Here is a 17,914-nt window from a genome sequence, read left to right as displayed (position 1 = left end):
CAATACTTGCCTCTTTTTAGAAAATTTTGTACTCGAGTTAAAAAAACACATTTAATGCATACGTAATCTCTCTTTCAATTGTTTTACATAACGGGATCTTATAAGTAAGAAGTATACAACTTGAATACCTATGAAAATACTTAATACAACTGTATTTTCTTTAAACAATGAGTACTCAAACATTTGCCCTAACGCCGTTAAGGCTACTGCCCCATGTAATGTTGCAACACCAATTGGAACGAAGAATAAAAGCGCCAATCGAATTGTAACTACCTTCGATAATTCCCCACTCGTCAATCCAACTTTTCGAATCATTTCGAACAAGCGAACATCATCCTCCAAATCGGAGAATAAACGGAAGTAAAGGAAACTTCCTGCGCAAACGAAAAATACTATACCAATAAAGAAACCTACAAATAAAATCGGTCCTGCAATTTGTAAACTTTGGTTTTGTTCGTACTCTTCCGCACTAAACGTTGAATGTTCTTGATGCGGTTTAATTTGATGCGTAAGCTCTTTACCAATTTCAATCTCATCTTTCATTCTTTCAGTTTTATACATATAATCTTTTGTCTCTATAAATCCATCTTGTAATGAATCATATTGATTATTAGAGATTACATAAACATTTCCTCTTAATATTTTCCCCAATGAAGATGAAGTAACTTTTTTCACCTTTAAATGTTCATTCATATTGGGTAAAGTAATTTCTTTTCTTTCTTTCATCGCCGGCCCTGGTATATTAGCTGACAAAAATACAACCTCTTTATTTGCTACAGTATTAAATGGTTCTCCTGTTAACTTTGCATATTCCTTATAGTCTGATTCTTTTATAAAAGTGGCGCTTCTTAACGACTGTTCCTCCGTTTTCTTTGTCGAAATATTAGTTTTTGAAGCTGCTATATTATGTTTCTTTAATCCTTTGTCAATCATTTGTATATGTTGTGATTCGTTACTATTCCCTTGCTTAGAATGGTAATGAAACGCAATTGGTCTCTCCATTATCCCTTTCGTCATGGATGCGAAGCCAACTAATGTCCCTATTGCTGAAAATGCTACAGTAGAAATAATGGTTACAATAAAGAACATTCTTGCGTTATCTCTCATGCGATACGCTAAATCTGATAACGTAATAATATTAGTCTGTGTCCAATAGAAACGTTTACTTTTTTTACATAATCGAATAATAAAGACACTCAGCTGCTTGTACAACAAATACGTCCCAATAGTAACTACCGTTGTAACAGGAATCATCATAATAAATACCATTGCGCCATGCGATAGAAGAGCTCCTATATAGCCAGCACTAAGCAACACTACTGCTAATATTGAAGAAATGATTGATGCTTTCGGTTCCGGTTTTGCCTCTGCTGATCCTCTAAACAACTTCATAATTTTATTTTTACGAATCATTCCTGCACTAAACAATGATATGATCATAAATAATATGAAAAACATAATACTCGTTACAACAATTGCTTTCATCGGTATGTAATAGGATAAGGAGATATCTAGTTTTAATATCATCGGGGCGACAAATAGTAATACCCCTGAAAATAACATACCTGAAAGAATACCAAAAATAATTGCCCCTATTCCAATCATAATATTTTCAAAAAAGATAAGACGCTTTAATTGATATTTCGTCATACCTAGCATCATTAAAATTCCTAGCTCACGCTTTCTCGTTTTTAAAAACATTCCCATCGAATATAAAATAAAGAAGAATGTAAATAAGTAAATAATAGACTGTGCAAAAGACATACTTACGAATACGTACTGCCCCAATTCTCCTGCACTTAATGCCGGATGAAACGCAAAAAATGAATACACAAAAAAGGCCATAATTGCAAATGCACTACTTAAAAAATAGGCTGAGTATGTCCGTCTATTTCGCGTTACATTCCGATATGCGAGTTCTCTAATGTTCATATTACTTCTCCGCCCTTCTTTCTACTAACTATGTTTTTATATTAGTAAAGTACGGAAATACCTTCCATCGATTCAAATGACAAAAACCTTACATTTATGAAAGGTAACTGGAAAATAATTCAAATTAAGGCTGTGTAAAAGATTATTTTTGAAATAATTTAGTATAAATTTTTTCTTTATTCGAGATATTAATAATGAAATAAAGGAGGATATTATGGAAAATCAATCAGCTTACTCACCTCAAGAATTTTTAAACCTTTTAAAAAATAAAGAATTCAGCGATTCAAATCCATCTCAAGATATCCAAGAAGGCTCGAGACGTCCATTAAAGTTTACTGGCTTGCTAAATAATATCGATAGTGAAAATCAATTTATGGTTACAGTAGGTTCGACATGTGACAACACCAACTGGAGAAAAATCCCTCTAGATATTATAGATCAAATAGTATATTTAGGTACTGTCGACTGTGAGGCTCAAGGAGAGTACACTAAAGTACAAATAACTTTTAAAGAGCCAGAGACAGAAGAGGCTACCATCTTTGCTTCATTGGTATTAGACATTTTAGATAATGCCGAACGTGCAGTTCTAAATTTGTTGGAAATGGCCGATTTTAAAGAAGACAAGACAAGAAGATATCCAAATTGTGTAAGGTGTCTCAGGGGTTGTGTCGGTAAAGGGGATGGTGTTTTTGACTGTTTAGCTGATTGCGGAGGTAAGTGCCCATAGTTAAGAAAGCATCCGTATTTGGGTGCTTTCTTTATTTGGATTTGAAATTAGATACAATTTAATAACATTGTTAGAGTATAAAATTCTTTTTAACTAAGTTGGTTCTAGTTGAACAAGAAAAAGGTGAGAATGAACATTGTGGTTTAACAAGCCTAAACTAGAAAAATAAAACCCATACCATTTGGTATAGGCTAAAGAAACTTTATATTAATTTGTACATTATTACCTTCACGAATATACTCAACCCTATCAATCAATTGTTTAGCAAGGGTATTCAGTTCCCTTTTGCTAATACCTTTCGTATTCCATGCCTTCTTAAATTCCCTAATTGCATGTAATCTATCATCATCTGTTCTTACATTCCCTATAACTGCAAGTGATTGTTCAATAGACCGAATTTCCTCTTTCTTCGTTTGCATCAATTGTTGTTGTTTTTCAATTCGCTTTTTCATCTCCGACTTATCAATTATTTCATCAATAAACAAATCTTTGATACGTTCAATACCTTTCTCTAATCGCTCTAACTCTTCATGTTTATTTTGTAAAGCTAGTTGAAGTGTTGAACTATCACCCTGTTTTTCTTTTGGTTCATGACTAAGCAACTGTTTTTCATATCGCTCTAAATCCAAAAATAATTGAGCATAAATAACTTCAACATTAAGACTCCTATTATGACAACGATATCCAAAACGATCTGTTGTCAAACAAGTTTTTACGTATTTCTTACCACTAGTCTTTCCCGTAAAAGACATTACCCTATTGCATTTACCACAGTATATCAACTTTGAAAGTACTTGGACATTTGTTCTTGTTCCCTTTGGTGTATATCTTCTTGATTCAAGTATTGCTAATATACGTTGGTGCTCTTCCTCTGTTTTTAATGGTTGATGTGAACCCTCAGCAATAATCCATTCAGACCTATCTTTTATTTGAACACCACTAGCATTCAGCTTTTTCTTTGAACCACTTCCGGAAGTCTTTCCATATACAACTTTTCCTAAATGCACTTCATTTTTTAATATCCTGCGAACCGTATTTTCATACCAATAACTGTTCCTGTTAGTCTTAAATCCTAATTCATTCAACTTCCAAGCAATTTCATATGTTGCTTTCATGTCTTCCAAAAACATCTTTTTCATAAGTTCGTAAACTTTCACTTTGTCTGGATCAACATCAAGTTCCTTTGTTAAGCGATTATAAACATATGGAAATGGCGGTCTTCCATTTGTCCATTTCCCTGCTTTCGTACCTTGTTGTTTACCACGAATCATTCTCTTTCTTATCATACGAAACTCATGGTTGGCAAATACCATTTCAAAGTTATTAATAAGTGCTTGGTCTTCATTATTAAAATCATATGTTTTAGTTGGTGTTATTACTATTGTTTTAGAATCACGAAAAACTCTACTAATACGCCCCATCTCTTCGAGGTCACCACGTGATAAACGGTCTAAATCAACAACCAAAACTGCATCATATAGTTTTTGGCTAACATCACTTAACAAACGAACCATCTTCGGTCTTGAATCAATATATTCAGAACTACCAATTTCTTTATAAATCTTATACTTAAGATTGTGATTTTTTGCATACTCTAAAAGTAAACTTTCATGTTTTGCTAGAACATCTTCTTTTCCATCAGACTCATCTCTTGATTTTCTTAAATAAATAGCTACTTCTTTAATATTTGGTTTCACGTTATGACACCTCATTTTGTCATGTAATATATAAATAATTTTAACAAATACTGGATATTTTTAAATAGTCTAGAAGAAAATAATTATTTTAATCAAGCAATATTTTGTTCTAATTCTTCATTTATATATTTTTCAGCGATACTATTCATACTTTCGGCCATTCGTTTAATAGCTTCTGTTGATGGCTCATTACTTACCCCGATGACAGTAAGTTTTCCATACTTAAAAGTGGTTTCAGTCAATCCATCTTCTAAATGTTTTCGACTCATTACTTTAATTTGTTCGTTTACAGTGCCAAAAATTGTATTCTTCACATTACATCAACCTGCCCTCTCAATAAATTTCTAACTATATAAATGCTCTATTTAAAGAGCTCAAAAATACTTTATTTTGCATTTCGAAGTTATTATATATAGTTCATTTAAATGTGGAAACCAAACCGAAAAATTAGTTTTAACTTTTTTTAATAAATCTTTACGCAGAAAAATGACTAGATTAATATAACATTAATGGAAAATAATGAAATTTAAAGGTGGTATAACTGTGAAGAGTTTTAATTCAAAAGAAACAATTGAAAATGTCGAGGGTGTAAAAGTAAAAAACAAACGTGCTGTAGGTATTCGTATTAAATGGTATGAAAATGGTGAATATAAACAAACTTTCCCTTCTATCCAAGCTACTGCTCGATTTATGAAAGAATACGTTCAACGTGCAACACTGCCATTTGCTTCGATTCACAAAAGTATACGGGAAGGTATTGATTGGAGAGTTAGGGGGTCTGTTCATTCATTTAGATATGAAGATAAATATGATAAAAAAATTCAATACAAAAAAATGAGGCATATCAAATGATATGCCTTTTGTTATATATAAAATTTCCATTTTATTGTTATGTACATTCGATAGAGAAATGGTATCTCCACCGAATATAAAGGAGTGTTGGGAACTTACCGCATTATTTATAATCTACAATACGGTAAGTGAAATTTTAACTTTATGCAGCAATAGACAATAAACGAATTGCTTGTTCATTGATAATTTTACCATCAAGATAGATAGAAGCAACGATTAATTGAGAACCACGAAGTGCTTGAGCGCTATCAGCATAAACATGTTGCACTTCAATTCCCTTCTTAATCAGAGTTCCATATGCTTCACCCATATTAATTAAACCAATTGCTTTGTTTTCTGTTGCAATATCTGGCATGGCATCTGAAATCATTACCGGTAATCCAAGCATAGTGTAATATTTAGAACCATTACCATTTTTGAAATCTACAAGATAGTATCGGTTTTCCGCATCTTTCAGCTTTGAAACCGCATTCCAAGTATTACGGTTCATAACAAACACTGCACCTTCGATTAGTTCTGGATTCATAGAGTTGAATAGTCCTAAAACATCATCAGTAGTAACTGTATTTGCAGTTGTTTTAATCACTGATTCTGAAGCCAATGTTGCAGTTAAGAAACCTTCCATTTGTCCAACGCCATTTCCATTAACAATTGCTCGGTTAACTGAATAAGCAATACGTCGAGATAAAACATTGATTGCATAACTCACAATATCAAAGCCAGCATCATTAATTAGTTGTTGTGATAATTCAATAGCTGCCGTTAAACGTTTTTGTTCTAATTTTACTTTTGACATTGTGAAATCTGCTGGAGTTGCATTTTCCATTTCACCTAGCCATTGAGCTCCACCAATACCTGTTTCTTTTAACACTTCAAGATAACCATGTTCACTTGGAAACTGTTTAGATAGTGCAAATAATGGAGCTACTTCTTCTAATTTCTTAATAATTTGATCGGAAATTGAAGTTGGAACTGTTAGTTGTCCTGGTGACGTACCTGTTGTAATTGCACGAACTTCTTCAGAATATAAGTGACCTTTTAAAAATTCTTCAAAACCACGTTGTTCTACATTTGTATCGTTTGGACTTAATAATTCAACCATATTTCTAACCTCTTTCTTATCTATTTTTTTAAGTTGTATTTCAATATCTCGAATTTGAGATTTTAATTGCTCATATTCGCGTTCTTCCGTAAGACCACGAGTTTCATAACTTTGTGATTGTTCGAGCAAGTCATTTCGCAATTCAATAAGAGCCTTGCGACTCATTTCTTGAATATTTCTTACTATTTTCTTCTTAACCTCGTCAGGTACTTCAACCTCTTCAACAACATCAATTCCACGAGCAGAAATTGAAGATTGAGAATATGCAGGGTCTTTTACAACTGAAACTTCAAATAATTCAAGTTCATGGATTGTCCTTTCAAAATAACCTTGAGTAGTCTTTTTCCATGAATCTTTAATTGAGCGGAATCCGAAAGACATGTTCTTTAAAATTCCTGACTTAATTAATTCATAATAATCTTTGCCCCAAGATGTAGGTGTAATTGTTGCAGACATATAAAGTCCATTTGTATCTTCTGACAATTCCAAAGAACCGTTTCTAGTTGAAGATAAAATCTTTTCACCATCATGTTCAGCAAGAAAGTGAATTTCTTTTGCCTTCTCAATTGCACGTTTAAAAACACCGCGTGAAATCTTTTCTTTAAACTGTTCGTTTCGTCCCAACATTTTACTAAATTGTTCAGTCTTATTTACATAGCCATTGACAGTCATTGAGCCATCTTCATTTGCTTCAATGTTGGTCTGATTAACTCGTAGTTCCATTTTCATTTTTCGTATCACCTGCCATTTTATCTGATTTTTCAGTTTTATTTTCAGATAACTTTTTATCACCTATAACCGTACTTGTATTCGGTACGGTAAACTCATCTTTTTCAGCATTATACAATATATGACCTAACGACCACATAAAGTAATCTTTCTGAATTGGATTCTTATCTAACATCGCCCGAGCTTCATTAATACTTAATATTCCTTTTTCAAGAGCTTGTCCAATGGCTTCAGTTTGTTCTTTTGGCGTTCCTCGAAGAATCTCTGTAACATCAAAACGGAAATAGTAACCATCTTCTTTTTCAATTTCCAATAATAATGACTTATCCAATGCACTTTCAATCGCTGAAATGATCGGTGACAAAGTATATTGTAAGAAGTGTAAATTCTCAGCTGCGTTACTATTATACTTATTTAAATTTGAGTTAATCATAGATTCCGGAACATTGAACAACCTTGCAATTTCACTTGTTGTTACTTTCTTTGAATCTGTTAATTGAAGTTCGTCTGGTTTTAATGAAATTGGTTTATATTTTAAACCTTCTTCAAGAATAACTGTTCTACCAGCATTTCTTGCGCCTCCATATAATGACTCCCAACCTTTTCGCAGTCGTTTTACAGCAGTCTCAGACATTTTACTAGCAGTTTCAATAACACCTGTTGGAAGTGCAAAGTTTTCTAATAAACTTTTAGAGAATTCAACCTCATTCAACGCTAATTGTAATGTTCTTTCACCACTCTTTAAAACACCATTAGAGCCACTTTCAATTAACAGTAGATTTTCATATGGTAAAATCTTTACTCCACCAGCACCCATATATTGAACTTCAATTTTACTCCAAGTAACACCATCTGTTGTTAAATACTTAAACTGTACTTTATCAGCATCTAATCCATGTAAATGGAGCACTTTATTTCCTGCTCTTTCTACATAAGATAACGTCTTTCCATAAAGAATATAATCTTCAACCAATTTACGTTTAAATTGAACCGAATCTGCAAATCCGTTTGGTTCATTATTAAGTAACATTACACGCTTGTCATTTGGTACTTTTACTGCTTCACCATTTTGCTCTTTATACAAATAAATTGGTAATTGAGCAATAGAATTACATATTAATTCAAGCGATGTTTTAGCAGTTGGAATTGATTTTAATTGATCGGCTTTAATAATTCCTCCACCCAATAACATTGTTAATGCTAACGCAGAACCATCCGCACTATATAAAGAACGTTCTTCCGTATCATTTTTCTTATTAAAATAATCAAGTAGTCCCATATTATGTCGAAGTTCACCACCTATTAAGAAATTTTTGATAGAGTTGCTAAATATCTTTTAGCATCATGTTTAGTCCACTTATTTTGAAATAAAGCATTCTTTCCATAAGTGTTAAGGTAATCACGAATATATTTCACATTGTTTTCTAATTCTTCTTTATCATTATAGAAACGTTTGTCGCCTTGGATTAAATAATTAACGCCTTCAAGTACTAACCATATTTGCATATTATCTATTCCTATTTCAGTTCCACTTTTACTAAAATCAAGCAAGACTTTCATATTAGTGCTCCTCCTTGCTTATTGATTCCCATAAATTATTGACACCGTTTTCTATACCATCTAAATTAATAGATTCAATAAACATGGTTTCATTAGCATTTTGAGCCAATGCAGCACGACTACTTGGAGTTAGTCCAAATTCACTTGCAATTGAGTAAAATGTTCTAAGTGATTGTCGACGCTCATTTAATGCAGGATTTGGCTTCTTTGTTGAACCTACCGCAGTATTAATAAACATACCAAGTTGCTTAATTTCTTTATCACATTCATCAACCATAGCTAATGCTTTCGCCATTTGATGTAAAGAGATAACATCTATACTTGATAATATTGAGTACATACCTGCATCTTTTAACCATTGTAAAATGAAGAAATAATATTTCCTTGTAATATTGTCCATTTCATATAATACAGATGGATTTTCAAGAGCTTCTTTACACCTTGACATAGCAAGTTCTTGTTCTTGTACCTGTTGCTTTTTTTCTTGCGTTAATCCTGATTTATTCCCTTGTCGGAGATGGATTGGAATATGTTTTCTTGACATTTTGAACCTCCTTCTTAAGAACTCTTCTCTAAACTACTAGCCCAAAAGATAAGCTCTCTGAACGTTTGTGTGGCTAAGTTATTCTAAGGACTACTCTCATTTTTTCTGGACTAATACGGGGCATCTAATTCTTAATCTCTCTTAAAAATATCTGTTATCACACGTTTTTCTTGAACACTTAATTCATTCTTCACGATATATTTAGTAACCAACACCAACAACACTCTATTATTCTTTAACCGTTCTATCTGTTTGTTTATTTGTTCGAGTAATTGTTTATCCTCTGTCTGTTCCTCAACATCATTGAGCAATTTTATCTGCATATCAATTAACTTTAATGTACTATTAGTATTCATTAATAATATTTCATCTATTTGAGCCAATCGTTTATTTGTTGTATTGAGTACTTCATCAATAATCAATAACATTACACCACCAATCTATTTGTTATGATTCATTATGTATTAGTAATAAAAAGATTGCTCCACTAACACAAATGGATAATGGAGCGTAAGGAGAGCGTCAAGTAGTGCCAACAAAATTGCTAATAAATTCATCCGAGAGTATGAAAATGAATTATGTATTGCTACTTATCAATGAAATAGATAAGTAGCATTCGTGAATTTGCAAAACTATACCGATAATAATTAAAAATGTAATGGTCTTTTAGATGAATTAGACACTATGGCTTCAACATTAGAGTCCTGAGAAAGTTCGTATTTACCATTACATAATATATTGGAGAAATCTCTCCCTTCTGGTCAAAAAATCAGCAAATTTTTTCAAATTTATTTATCAAACGTTCAAGACGATAACGGTATGTTGTACGTTTTCCACTTACTTTTAAGCATTCCACTAAATCACCTTTGTAATGATTCTTTAACAAATTAATCAGTTCAACATCTTTTTCATCTAACAAACCACTTTCAATATTCTTTTCAATAGCTTGTTCTAAATCTATGATCGGAGTAATTTCATTTGGATTTGTAATAGCACTTTTATCAGCCACGAGCCATTTAAAAATTTGTTGATGTTTATTTGTTACAATATCTTCACTAGATTCAGTTACATATTTTTTATTGGCTCTTTCACCTGTTCTTTTTTGTACTGTTTCAAATTTGGTATAAGAGCGGACAATACTTCCAATGTCGCCATACAATAATTCCTTTATCCTTTTTCTATTAATCATCATTTTTTTCTTAGAACATGGTGTATGAATTTCCAATAAATAATATTGTATCGTATTATAAATTCCTTCTATGAGTCCTCTAGCATCTTCATTTTGTATTGTTTGATAACACCATAAATCTTCCAACACCGCATCACCATTAATTAATTTATAATCACCTGTTAACAATTGATATATATTATCTTCATATTTTAATAGTCGCTCCTTATTAATCAGAGCACTTGTCAATTCAAATTCAGCAGTGGTTTCTTCAGTGTCATTTGAATATGATGGAAGACCTTGTTCATTCATTCCAACATCCTTCATTCTTTTTTCATCTAAGATATTATATTCATTTTTCTTTGTTGTAAGATTTTCACTTTCAAGAATGTATCCCGCAAGAAAATCTAATATTTCATTAATTGTAGTTGATGTTTTACTATCACTTGTTACCTTCTTTGCATTGAATATATGAAAATAGTCATTAAGATTATATTTCTTTGTAATTCTTGATACTTCATCCATTCTTTTTTCAGTATTTCTTTCATAACTCAATTCCTTTTTAATATCTCTCATCACGTTTTTTAGCATTTTATTGATCTCCTTTTATCTCTTTGTACAAAATAAAAGAGCCCGTTAATCTAACGAGCCCTCCATCATTTCTTCTAGTAATTTAATTGTCGCTTTGCTATATTCATAAACATATATTGTTTCTCTTGGATACTCGAACCTTGTAATCGGTTCAATACCAAACGAACCTAAATTCAAATAGTACCTTGAATCATATAAATAAATTCTTCCATTTTTAATTTCCATGCAACCATCCCTCTTTAAACAAATAACCACAGCCATAAACACATAATCATAACCACATTTCTAGCATTTTCTATAACCCCATCACTTTTCATTTCACAACACTCCTCATTAAATTAAATAAGTGCCATCATTTTTATGATCGCACCTATTTAACTAATTCCATATTCCCTTTTCATTTCATTCCAATATTTATAAATGTAACTAATTGAAACAGGTTTAATATTAAGCTCTTTTAATTCCTCATTTAACTTGAACCAAACTTGTTGATGAGTATAACTTAAATTTTTCAGTTCAAAAATGCGTTGTTTTTTGAACAATACCTCTTTTTGTTTTGCAGTCATATATTTTTCCATAATTATCACTCCTAATATTTATATTTCACTATTTAGTAATACCCTACATTATATATGTCCACAAATAAGCAGTTTGTAAACCATAATACTAATAGTTTTATTGATTTTAAACAAAATAAAAACTATCATCTTTTGATAGTCTTGACTTACAACCTATGCGGTTTGATTACATAGAATATATTTAATGATTGCCCCATGGTATGTCTGAATTGATTCTAAGTATTCCTGCATATCCATATTAGAGCGTTTAGCATATACAAACATATCTTCTTTAACATTATTATTATACCTATATGCAATAATCGGAACTCCTTGTTCATCTCTTTGAACATACACGATTTGCTTATCTAATAACTGTTCCTGTTTGTTTTCACCTTTAATTAATTCCATTTTGCGAGCATCTTTATTTTTGTCTTTTTTATGAAGAACTTGTCCGCCCCTATCAACGATACTTTTTTTATATTTTTCAGATTCTTCCTTGCATAAATTAGCATGTTCTTTACGAGAATAAGTATTTCTTAAACTTTGTATACCACTTTCTGTTTTAATGAGCCCATTATTTTCAATATGAATTATATTTAACTCTTTTAATTTATTGTTATAGTTAATTATTGTTTTATTTGTCAGCCCTGTAACCGTTTCAAGTTGTTCAATTGATGGATAAGCAATTTTCTTCATATTGTTATAAAATGAAGCTAACTCCGTATAATAAGCAAACAATTCTCGGTTCACTGCTCCTTTATAATTTCCGCTCATAATTGTTTGAATTTCTTTATAATACACTATCGTGAACGTTTCCTCTTCAACAGTAATAATAACCTTGAAAAGATCATTTACTTTACTCGGCATATTCTCAATTTTAACCATGCCTTTTTCATTTAAAGCTTTTAAACCTTCAAACAAATCATCTTGTGTTTTTCTATTCGGTTTCGCCAGTCCTGTTAAATTCGCTTCTAACACTGCAACCGATGTAATTGTTTCATCATCATTTTTCGCACACATGAACAAAGCTGACATCGCTAATTTCTCTTTTGTCGATACAATTGATTTTGGTAGTCTTATAAATTTCCCCATCATTAATGTTCCCCTTTGATTTTAAATTTGATTGGATTTTATAATGTTTAAACTTTTTGATTTTTGTATTGATTCACTACATATTTAATACGACCATCTTTGTCGTTAAAGAAAAATACAAATTTCCCCCCACAATGTTTATTTGGAGAAATTCCAATAAGTCCATAACCTTTTCTAATAACATGTTCCATGAGATTCAAATTATAAACTATATAAGTATTTTTCAATTCCATACCCCCCATATATTTTTACTATTTAGTAATACCCTACATAATATATGTGTTCTAGAAGCAGATTTGTAAACCAAAAAAATTAATATTTTTCATTTGAATTTATAATTTTTTATCGTCCACTCCAATTACAATATGTTAAAAGACACTAGCACGAAAACTGACAAGTTTTCTGTGCTAAATATCGTATATATAGTTATTATTAGTATATATAGTTATCAGTGTAAAAACGGACAGTTTTCTGTTTATTTTTTACAAACGTCTAGAATAAATGAACAAGTTTTTGCTCATTTTTACACGATGATAGTTTTTCAATACAATATTTCCACATGTATAAAGATTCCCTAAATATGATTCTTTGATATTAAAAAACCAAGCGAACTAATCCCGCTTGGTTTTTTATAATTGTGATTATCTTTTTACATCATCGTCTCAACACAACATGACCACTATTCCAATCAAATTTTATTTTATGCCTGTCCTGTTGCAGAGTTTCCCACCCTCTATAAAATTTATCTACATCAATTGTACCTCGTGTTTTGTGTTCTGCTTTACTAATTACATCTATTATCTTCAATAACCACTGCTCAAACGGTAATCTTCGTCTAAGCTGCTGATAGTTACTCGCATACCCAAGAATTATTGCCAATGTATGTTCTTCATCTTCTGTTAGTTTTCTGTCTAATAAAATATTTTCAATCATTTCAAAAACCTCCATTTTTTATTAAATCCATATATATAATTAATTAAATAAAATTAGTTATTAGAATATTTCTCTTCATTTAGTCATCAATTTATTTCTTTTTTTCATCTCTTTTTCCTGTTCACGCCGATCAATAAATTCACCCAACAAAATATTTGCGGATTCATCTAATTTATCATATTGCATATTTAATTCTTCTTTATATTGAAGAAGCGTTTTTGTATCACCATCTTGATAGTCCAAATATGTTATTACCGAATCTACCGCGGAGATGAGCAAGTGCATTGCCTGAAGTTCACCCCACTTTTTTCCGGCTCCCCCCATTTTCCCAAAATAAGGTTGTCCAGACATACCATCGAAGGTCTCTATTGTTTTCTTAAACTGTTCTTGCATTATCTTTCTGTGCTTTCTAACCATGTACTGTGTTTTCATCTCAATCACACTCCGAATTGTAAAATTTTGTATTTATCCTTCTTACAAAAGTTATTATATATAGAACATTTCAAAACGGAAACCAAATTCGAAAAAAACTTTTAAAAAATAAAAACTCGCTAGTTTTTAGCGAGTTTTTGGTACATTATAAAAATTATTTCTCATTTAACCTAGGATTAATAAGCCCACGCATTTCTGTTCTATAGAATTTATACTTATTGTATTTTTGTACAAATGGAGGTGGGGTATTTTCCACTACAATTATTTGTATATGTTCTGATAACTCAATTAAGAATTCATAAATTGCTTTATAACTTTCTGGATCTAGTGTATCTGCATTTTCACCTTCACTATTAGTCCCCATATATTTACTTAATGAATCTAATAGCAGGAATCCAGGGTGATTTTGTCTCTCTGGAAATTTACTTTTCCAGAGTAAGATTGCCCCTAAATAGGATAATTGTATACTCATCAATAGACCGCCACTATCATGTGAAAAAACACTTGCATTATTATACCATGGCATATACGATTGTTCATCTATATATGCTTTTTCTGCTGTCGCAGGATATTTAAATTTCTGTAATAATTCAATATATTTCTTATTCAAAAACTCTAATATTACTTCCTCATCTTCCACTTCATTCAGCAAGCTCTGCAAAGAGACCTCTAGTGCTCCAAGCTTCTTTTTATATTCCTCTTTCTCTATCTCAAGTTGTCTTATTTTCTTATGTATCCCTACTAATTCTTTATATGAGTTTAATTTACTATCTAATTCTATTATAATTCGATTAATCACTTCAATTTCAGAAAAGTTTGGTATAGATATTTTTTGAGTATACTCTTCTAATGCAATAGATAAAACCTTTTCTCGGTCTTCAAAATTTGCATGTTCCTTCTCCAAATCATTTATTTTTTCATTCACTAGGGCAATTGTATTATCTAAGATCTTTATTTTTCCCTCTAATTGTTTTCTCAATTGATCAGTAAGATTATAATCAAATATATCTTCATCTTTATGTATAAGTTCAGAGTTACATAATGGACAATTTTTTATATGATTTTCAATCTTTACTAAATGCATAACTTCCACAGTAGCACTTAATTGTTTTAATTCTTCCTGATAATGAGTCATTAACTCTTCCTTACTTGTTAAAGAAACGTTTAGGTCTCTTTTCTTCCTAAGAATCTCTTTCTTTTTGTTAACCACTTCCAATGTTTCCTGTTTTAATTTTTCATACATTGATGACTGCTTTTCGTTAGCTTCTTTATACGCAGATACATATTCTTGTTTTTCAGATTTCTTATCTTCAATTTTCGAATTTAACTCATCTATTGCTTCTTGTAGTTGGATAATATCTCCAGCATCCCTTACATCTAAATACTGTTGAAATGTATTAATATCTTTCTTACATTTTTCAATTAAATTTGTTGTATTAGCAATTTCTTCATTTATACTATTTGCATCTGGGTTTAATAAGTTATGTATTAATTCAAACGTCGGGGTATTCTTATAAGAAGTAAATTTATCATTATTCTTTAAAAAAATATTAGTTCCTAATTCTTGTTGTGGAATAAAAGCAAACCTCATAATGTCTCTAAAAGATAGGCGCTCAGTTGTTTTCTCATTTGACTTCGCCTTGCTCTTAATCCTATTTATAATTGGAATGTCTAATAAGCCAAATAAAATATCTCCTAACTCGCCATAATCTATAACTTTTGGTAAATAAGATTTTCTTTCATCATAAGTAGAATAATACAAGTAAATTTTTGTATGATTTTTCTTTAGTGATCTTAATATTGTAACTTTTTGGTTCGGCAATTCAATTTCTAAATAAACCTCATTGCAATATAAACCTAATTCTTCTTGTACATTAAAATTAAATTTGTCCCTCTTCCCTAAACAGTAATCTATTAACTTAAGAACTAAAGATTTCCCTGACCAACCATCTCCAGAAATAATCGTTAAAGATTCATCGAATGTTATGGTTCTTTTATATTCATCCCCTTCAATAATTAATTTATTTATTTTTACTTTCTTGTTCATAAGATACCACCCTGCAATATAGATAAATTGGATTTATTATATTTCACTTGTAATTTTATTTTTTCCATCCTCGAAATTAAGTATTTGAAAAAAACATTTTCCAAATTTTCTATTTTTTCAATACCAATAGAAGAAATTTTCATTTTAAAATTATAATCTATCTTCTTTTTAGTTGGTATAAAAGATATTAATTCTAAGTTACTTGCTTTTAATATTAATAATCTAATTTTAGGTTCGTAATAATAATAATTACTTTCAACACTTGAATAGATATCCTCATTTCCTTGTTCAAAAAACTTTAAAATATGTTCGAAATTATCTGAAGTAGCAATACTTAAATAAAATGTCAATTCGTCTACAGATACACCGCTTTTCCTTTGACGGAATTCATACAATACACACAGCATATTGAACATATCTAATAGATTATTATTGTATAGAAAATCGATTGATAATGGTAATTTCCTTTCATTCCCTGTAAGTTCAGACATCCAATTCCCTCTTCTCTCCCCACCAAACATCTTCTTTTATATCATCAGCAAGTATATGCACAAATCCCTTGTTTTCTGACTCTAGAGGTTTAATCTTATGTATTTGTTCTTCGTATCGTCCATAATTTATTGAATTCAATGCTGAATGTACTGAATCTATTAATATCTGACTCTCACCTTTCGGTAAGTATTCAGCTTTATATAGCTCTTTATACTTTATATCTACTATTCTTAAAAGAGATCTAATAAACCCTTCCTCATAATTATTTCTTCTCAAATACCTAAGATAAGATTCTGCCTGAAAAAAATAATCCTTACTTAACTCCAAAGTAAAATTATCAATTTCTTCAAGTTTTATCTTTTTACAAAATAAACTCTTATCTAATTCTTCTTTATCTTCCAATTCTAACTTCTCTAAAAAATGGCTACCCCCAGAAGAAGATGAATCATCTATTTCACCACTATCTTTTTTTTTACTTATTTCTTCCAATAATTTACGAATTTCTATCACATGCTCTTCATCAGTTGTAGCTTCGTAACTTAACACCTCAACTCGATACCTACTGTTTAAATCCTGTATAAGAGATTGTGATGGCTTATTTAAAATAAGATAATGTTTTGAATGATAATCCGTAACATAAGATTCAAAGAAATTTTTAATATATTCATCATCAAATGAAAAACCAATCATTAAAAAATGATAATTTGCATATAGCAAAGAGAAAAATCTTTCAAATTTATTATTTGAATATAAATCTTGGTATTTCTGATTGGTCATAACAATTGTTCCAGTATCATGGATGTCTCCATGTAAATGCCAAATTCTCTTTGTAAAACTCTGATCATTTAATTCTTCGGCACTAATAGTAGTAGAACATAAATTTTGAGCTATAAATCCTTTTTGACCTAAGTAGATTCGTAAAAGATCATCATAATTAGTAGTAACCACAGTGTTAAAATCTAGATTTGCTAAATCCACATAGTTATGAGATTGAGGAGCATCAAGTTGTATTCGCTTCTCTCTTATTATATTTTTAATTTCTTCTTGAATATCCCTTTCCGTTAAAGAGTAGATATTCATTAAATATTGAAGGGCAAAATCATAATCCCCCTTTTCAATTAATGCTACAACTGGCTTGTGAAAGCTCTCATCATCCTTAAATCGATTAGAAATCTCTTTAATCATTTGTCCCCATGTAGGAATTTTAAAAGGATATGATAAACCTGCACCAACAAATGGTATTAATTTTTTATCAGCATAAAGCCCTTGAAGGTCTTGTATTAATCTTTTTTGCTTCAACCCTCATTCTCCTCACAAATTCTTTTTTATGAATATTTTACCATGAAAAATAAGTTTATGAGGAGAATATTATCAAATGATGGAAGATGATTTTTTTCAAAATAATAAGACAATTACAAAAATAAAAGTTTCACCAGATTACATGACATTTTTGAAA

General features: G+C 30.6%; 20 protein-coding genes. 2 read left to right on the top strand and 18 right to left on the bottom strand.

The window, feature by feature from the left end:
* Window positions 1-51: 51 nt before the first annotated feature.
* Complete coding sequence (locus BCG9842_RS09525; protein ID WP_001025994.1) at window positions 52-1,932, bottom strand: ABC transporter permease; 1,881 nt, start codon at window positions 1,930-1,932, stop codon at window positions 52-54.
* 214 nt (window positions 1,933-2,146) lie between these two features.
* Here BCG9842_RS09525 and BCG9842_RS09520 point away from each other — a divergent pair, with 214 nt between their 5' ends.
* Window positions 2,147-2,659: a hypothetical protein gene (locus BCG9842_RS09520; RefSeq protein ID WP_000431420.1), complete on the top strand. Its 513-nt coding sequence runs from the start codon at window positions 2,147-2,149 to the stop codon at window positions 2,657-2,659.
* A gap of 191 nt (window positions 2,660-2,850) precedes the next feature.
* Here BCG9842_RS09520 and BCG9842_RS09515 read toward each other — a convergent pair whose 3' ends face one another.
* The gene (locus BCG9842_RS09515; RefSeq protein WP_000804004.1) at window positions 2,851-4,356 is read right to left on the bottom strand and encodes a recombinase family protein; all 1,506 of its coding nucleotides are present in this window, start codon (window positions 4,354-4,356) and stop codon (window positions 2,851-2,853) included.
* A gap of 92 nt (window positions 4,357-4,448) precedes the next feature.
* Entirely contained in the window at window positions 4,449-4,670 is a 222-nt protein-coding gene (locus BCG9842_RS09510) for a hypothetical protein (RefSeq protein WP_000799108.1), read from the bottom strand.
* Between the two features lie 229 nt (window positions 4,671-4,899).
* Here BCG9842_RS09510 and BCG9842_RS09505 point away from each other — a divergent pair, with 229 nt between their 5' ends.
* Window positions 4,900-5,208 (top strand): hypothetical protein, encoded by a 309-nt coding sequence (locus BCG9842_RS09505; RefSeq protein ID WP_000834720.1) that lies wholly within the window; start codon window positions 4,900-4,902, stop codon window positions 5,206-5,208.
* 142 nt (window positions 5,209-5,350) lie between these two features.
* On the opposite strand, the gene BCG9842_RS09500 is transcribed toward BCG9842_RS09505, so the two are convergent.
* The 15 genes from BCG9842_RS09500 to BCG9842_RS09430 all read right to left on the bottom strand — a co-directional run bounded on the left by BCG9842_RS09500 (window position 5,351) and on the right by BCG9842_RS09430 (window position 17,757).
* Window positions 5,351-7,039, bottom strand: a complete 1,689-nt coding sequence (locus tag BCG9842_RS09500; RefSeq protein WP_000781514.1) for a phage major capsid protein — start codon at window positions 7,037-7,039, stop codon at window positions 5,351-5,353.
* A complete protein-coding gene (locus BCG9842_RS09495; RefSeq protein WP_000523694.1) occupies window positions 7,017-8,318 on the bottom strand; it encodes a phage portal protein in 1,302 nt (433 codons plus the stop codon). The genes BCG9842_RS09500 and BCG9842_RS09495 overlap by 23 nt, the downstream gene beginning before the upstream one ends.
* Before the next feature lie 23 nt (window positions 8,319-8,341).
* Window positions 8,342-8,599, bottom strand: a complete 258-nt coding sequence (locus BCG9842_RS09490; RefSeq protein WP_000866230.1) for a hypothetical protein — start codon at window positions 8,597-8,599, stop codon at window positions 8,342-8,344.
* 1 nt (window position 8,600) lies between these two features.
* A complete protein-coding gene (locus BCG9842_RS09485; protein ID WP_000087513.1) occupies window positions 8,601-9,143 on the bottom strand; it encodes a P27 family phage terminase small subunit in 543 nt (180 codons plus the stop codon).
* Window positions 9,144-9,274: 131 nt separating this feature from the next.
* Window positions 9,275-9,571, bottom strand: a complete 297-nt coding sequence (locus BCG9842_RS09480; RefSeq protein ID WP_000924433.1) for a hypothetical protein — start codon at window positions 9,569-9,571, stop codon at window positions 9,275-9,277.
* Between the two features lie 341 nt (window positions 9,572-9,912).
* Window positions 9,913-10,902 carry a hypothetical protein gene (locus BCG9842_RS09475; RefSeq protein ID WP_000917085.1) on the bottom strand — a complete coding sequence of 330 codons (990 nt, stop codon included), beginning with the start codon at window positions 10,900-10,902 and terminating at the stop codon, window positions 9,913-9,915.
* A gap of 45 nt (window positions 10,903-10,947) precedes the next feature.
* Complete coding sequence (locus BCG9842_RS09470) at window positions 10,948-11,127, bottom strand: hypothetical protein (protein WP_000403602.1); 180 nt, start codon at window positions 11,125-11,127, stop codon at window positions 10,948-10,950.
* A gap of 149 nt (window positions 11,128-11,276) precedes the next feature.
* Window positions 11,277-11,480 (bottom strand): hypothetical protein, encoded by a 204-nt coding sequence (locus BCG9842_RS09465; protein WP_000417509.1) that lies wholly within the window; start codon window positions 11,478-11,480, stop codon window positions 11,277-11,279.
* 153 nt (window positions 11,481-11,633) lie between these two features.
* Window positions 11,634-12,554 carry a hypothetical protein gene (locus BCG9842_RS09460; protein ID WP_000514416.1) on the bottom strand — a complete coding sequence of 307 codons (921 nt, stop codon included), beginning with the start codon at window positions 12,552-12,554 and terminating at the stop codon, window positions 11,634-11,636.
* 47 nt (window positions 12,555-12,601) lie between these two features.
* Window positions 12,602-12,781 (bottom strand): hypothetical protein, encoded by a 180-nt coding sequence (locus BCG9842_RS09455; protein ID WP_000799768.1) that lies wholly within the window; start codon window positions 12,779-12,781, stop codon window positions 12,602-12,604.
* Window positions 12,782-13,208: 427 nt separating this feature from the next.
* Entirely contained in the window at window positions 13,209-13,487 is a 279-nt protein-coding gene (locus tag BCG9842_RS09450) for a hypothetical protein (protein WP_000572022.1), read from the bottom strand.
* A 75-nt stretch (window positions 13,488-13,562) separates the two neighbouring features.
* On the bottom strand, window positions 13,563-13,919 hold the full coding sequence (locus BCG9842_RS09445; protein ID WP_000857127.1) for a hypothetical protein: 357 nt from the start codon (window positions 13,917-13,919) through the stop codon (window positions 13,563-13,565).
* 154 nt (window positions 13,920-14,073) lie between these two features.
* A complete protein-coding gene (locus BCG9842_RS09440; protein WP_001036915.1) occupies window positions 14,074-15,966 on the bottom strand; it encodes a hypothetical protein in 1,893 nt (630 codons plus the stop codon).
* Window positions 15,963-16,457 carry a hypothetical protein gene (locus BCG9842_RS09435; protein WP_001293119.1) on the bottom strand — a complete coding sequence of 165 codons (495 nt, stop codon included), beginning with the start codon at window positions 16,455-16,457 and terminating at the stop codon, window positions 15,963-15,965. The genes BCG9842_RS09440 and BCG9842_RS09435 overlap by 4 nt, the downstream gene beginning before the upstream one ends.
* The gene (locus BCG9842_RS09430) at window positions 16,450-17,757 is read right to left on the bottom strand and encodes an ABC-three component system protein (protein ID WP_000810876.1); all 1,308 of its coding nucleotides are present in this window, start codon (window positions 17,755-17,757) and stop codon (window positions 16,450-16,452) included. The genes BCG9842_RS09435 and BCG9842_RS09430 overlap by 8 nt, the downstream gene beginning before the upstream one ends.
* Window positions 17,758-17,914: the final 157 nt, after the last annotated feature.

The organism is Bacillus cereus G9842, assembly GCF_000021305.1.
Taxonomy (GTDB): Bacteria; Bacillota; Bacilli; order Bacillales; family Bacillaceae_G; genus Bacillus_A; species Bacillus_A thuringiensis_S.
The sequence above is the reverse complement of the archived record's forward strand: the minus strand, read 5'-3'. Positions and strand labels throughout refer to the sequence as shown.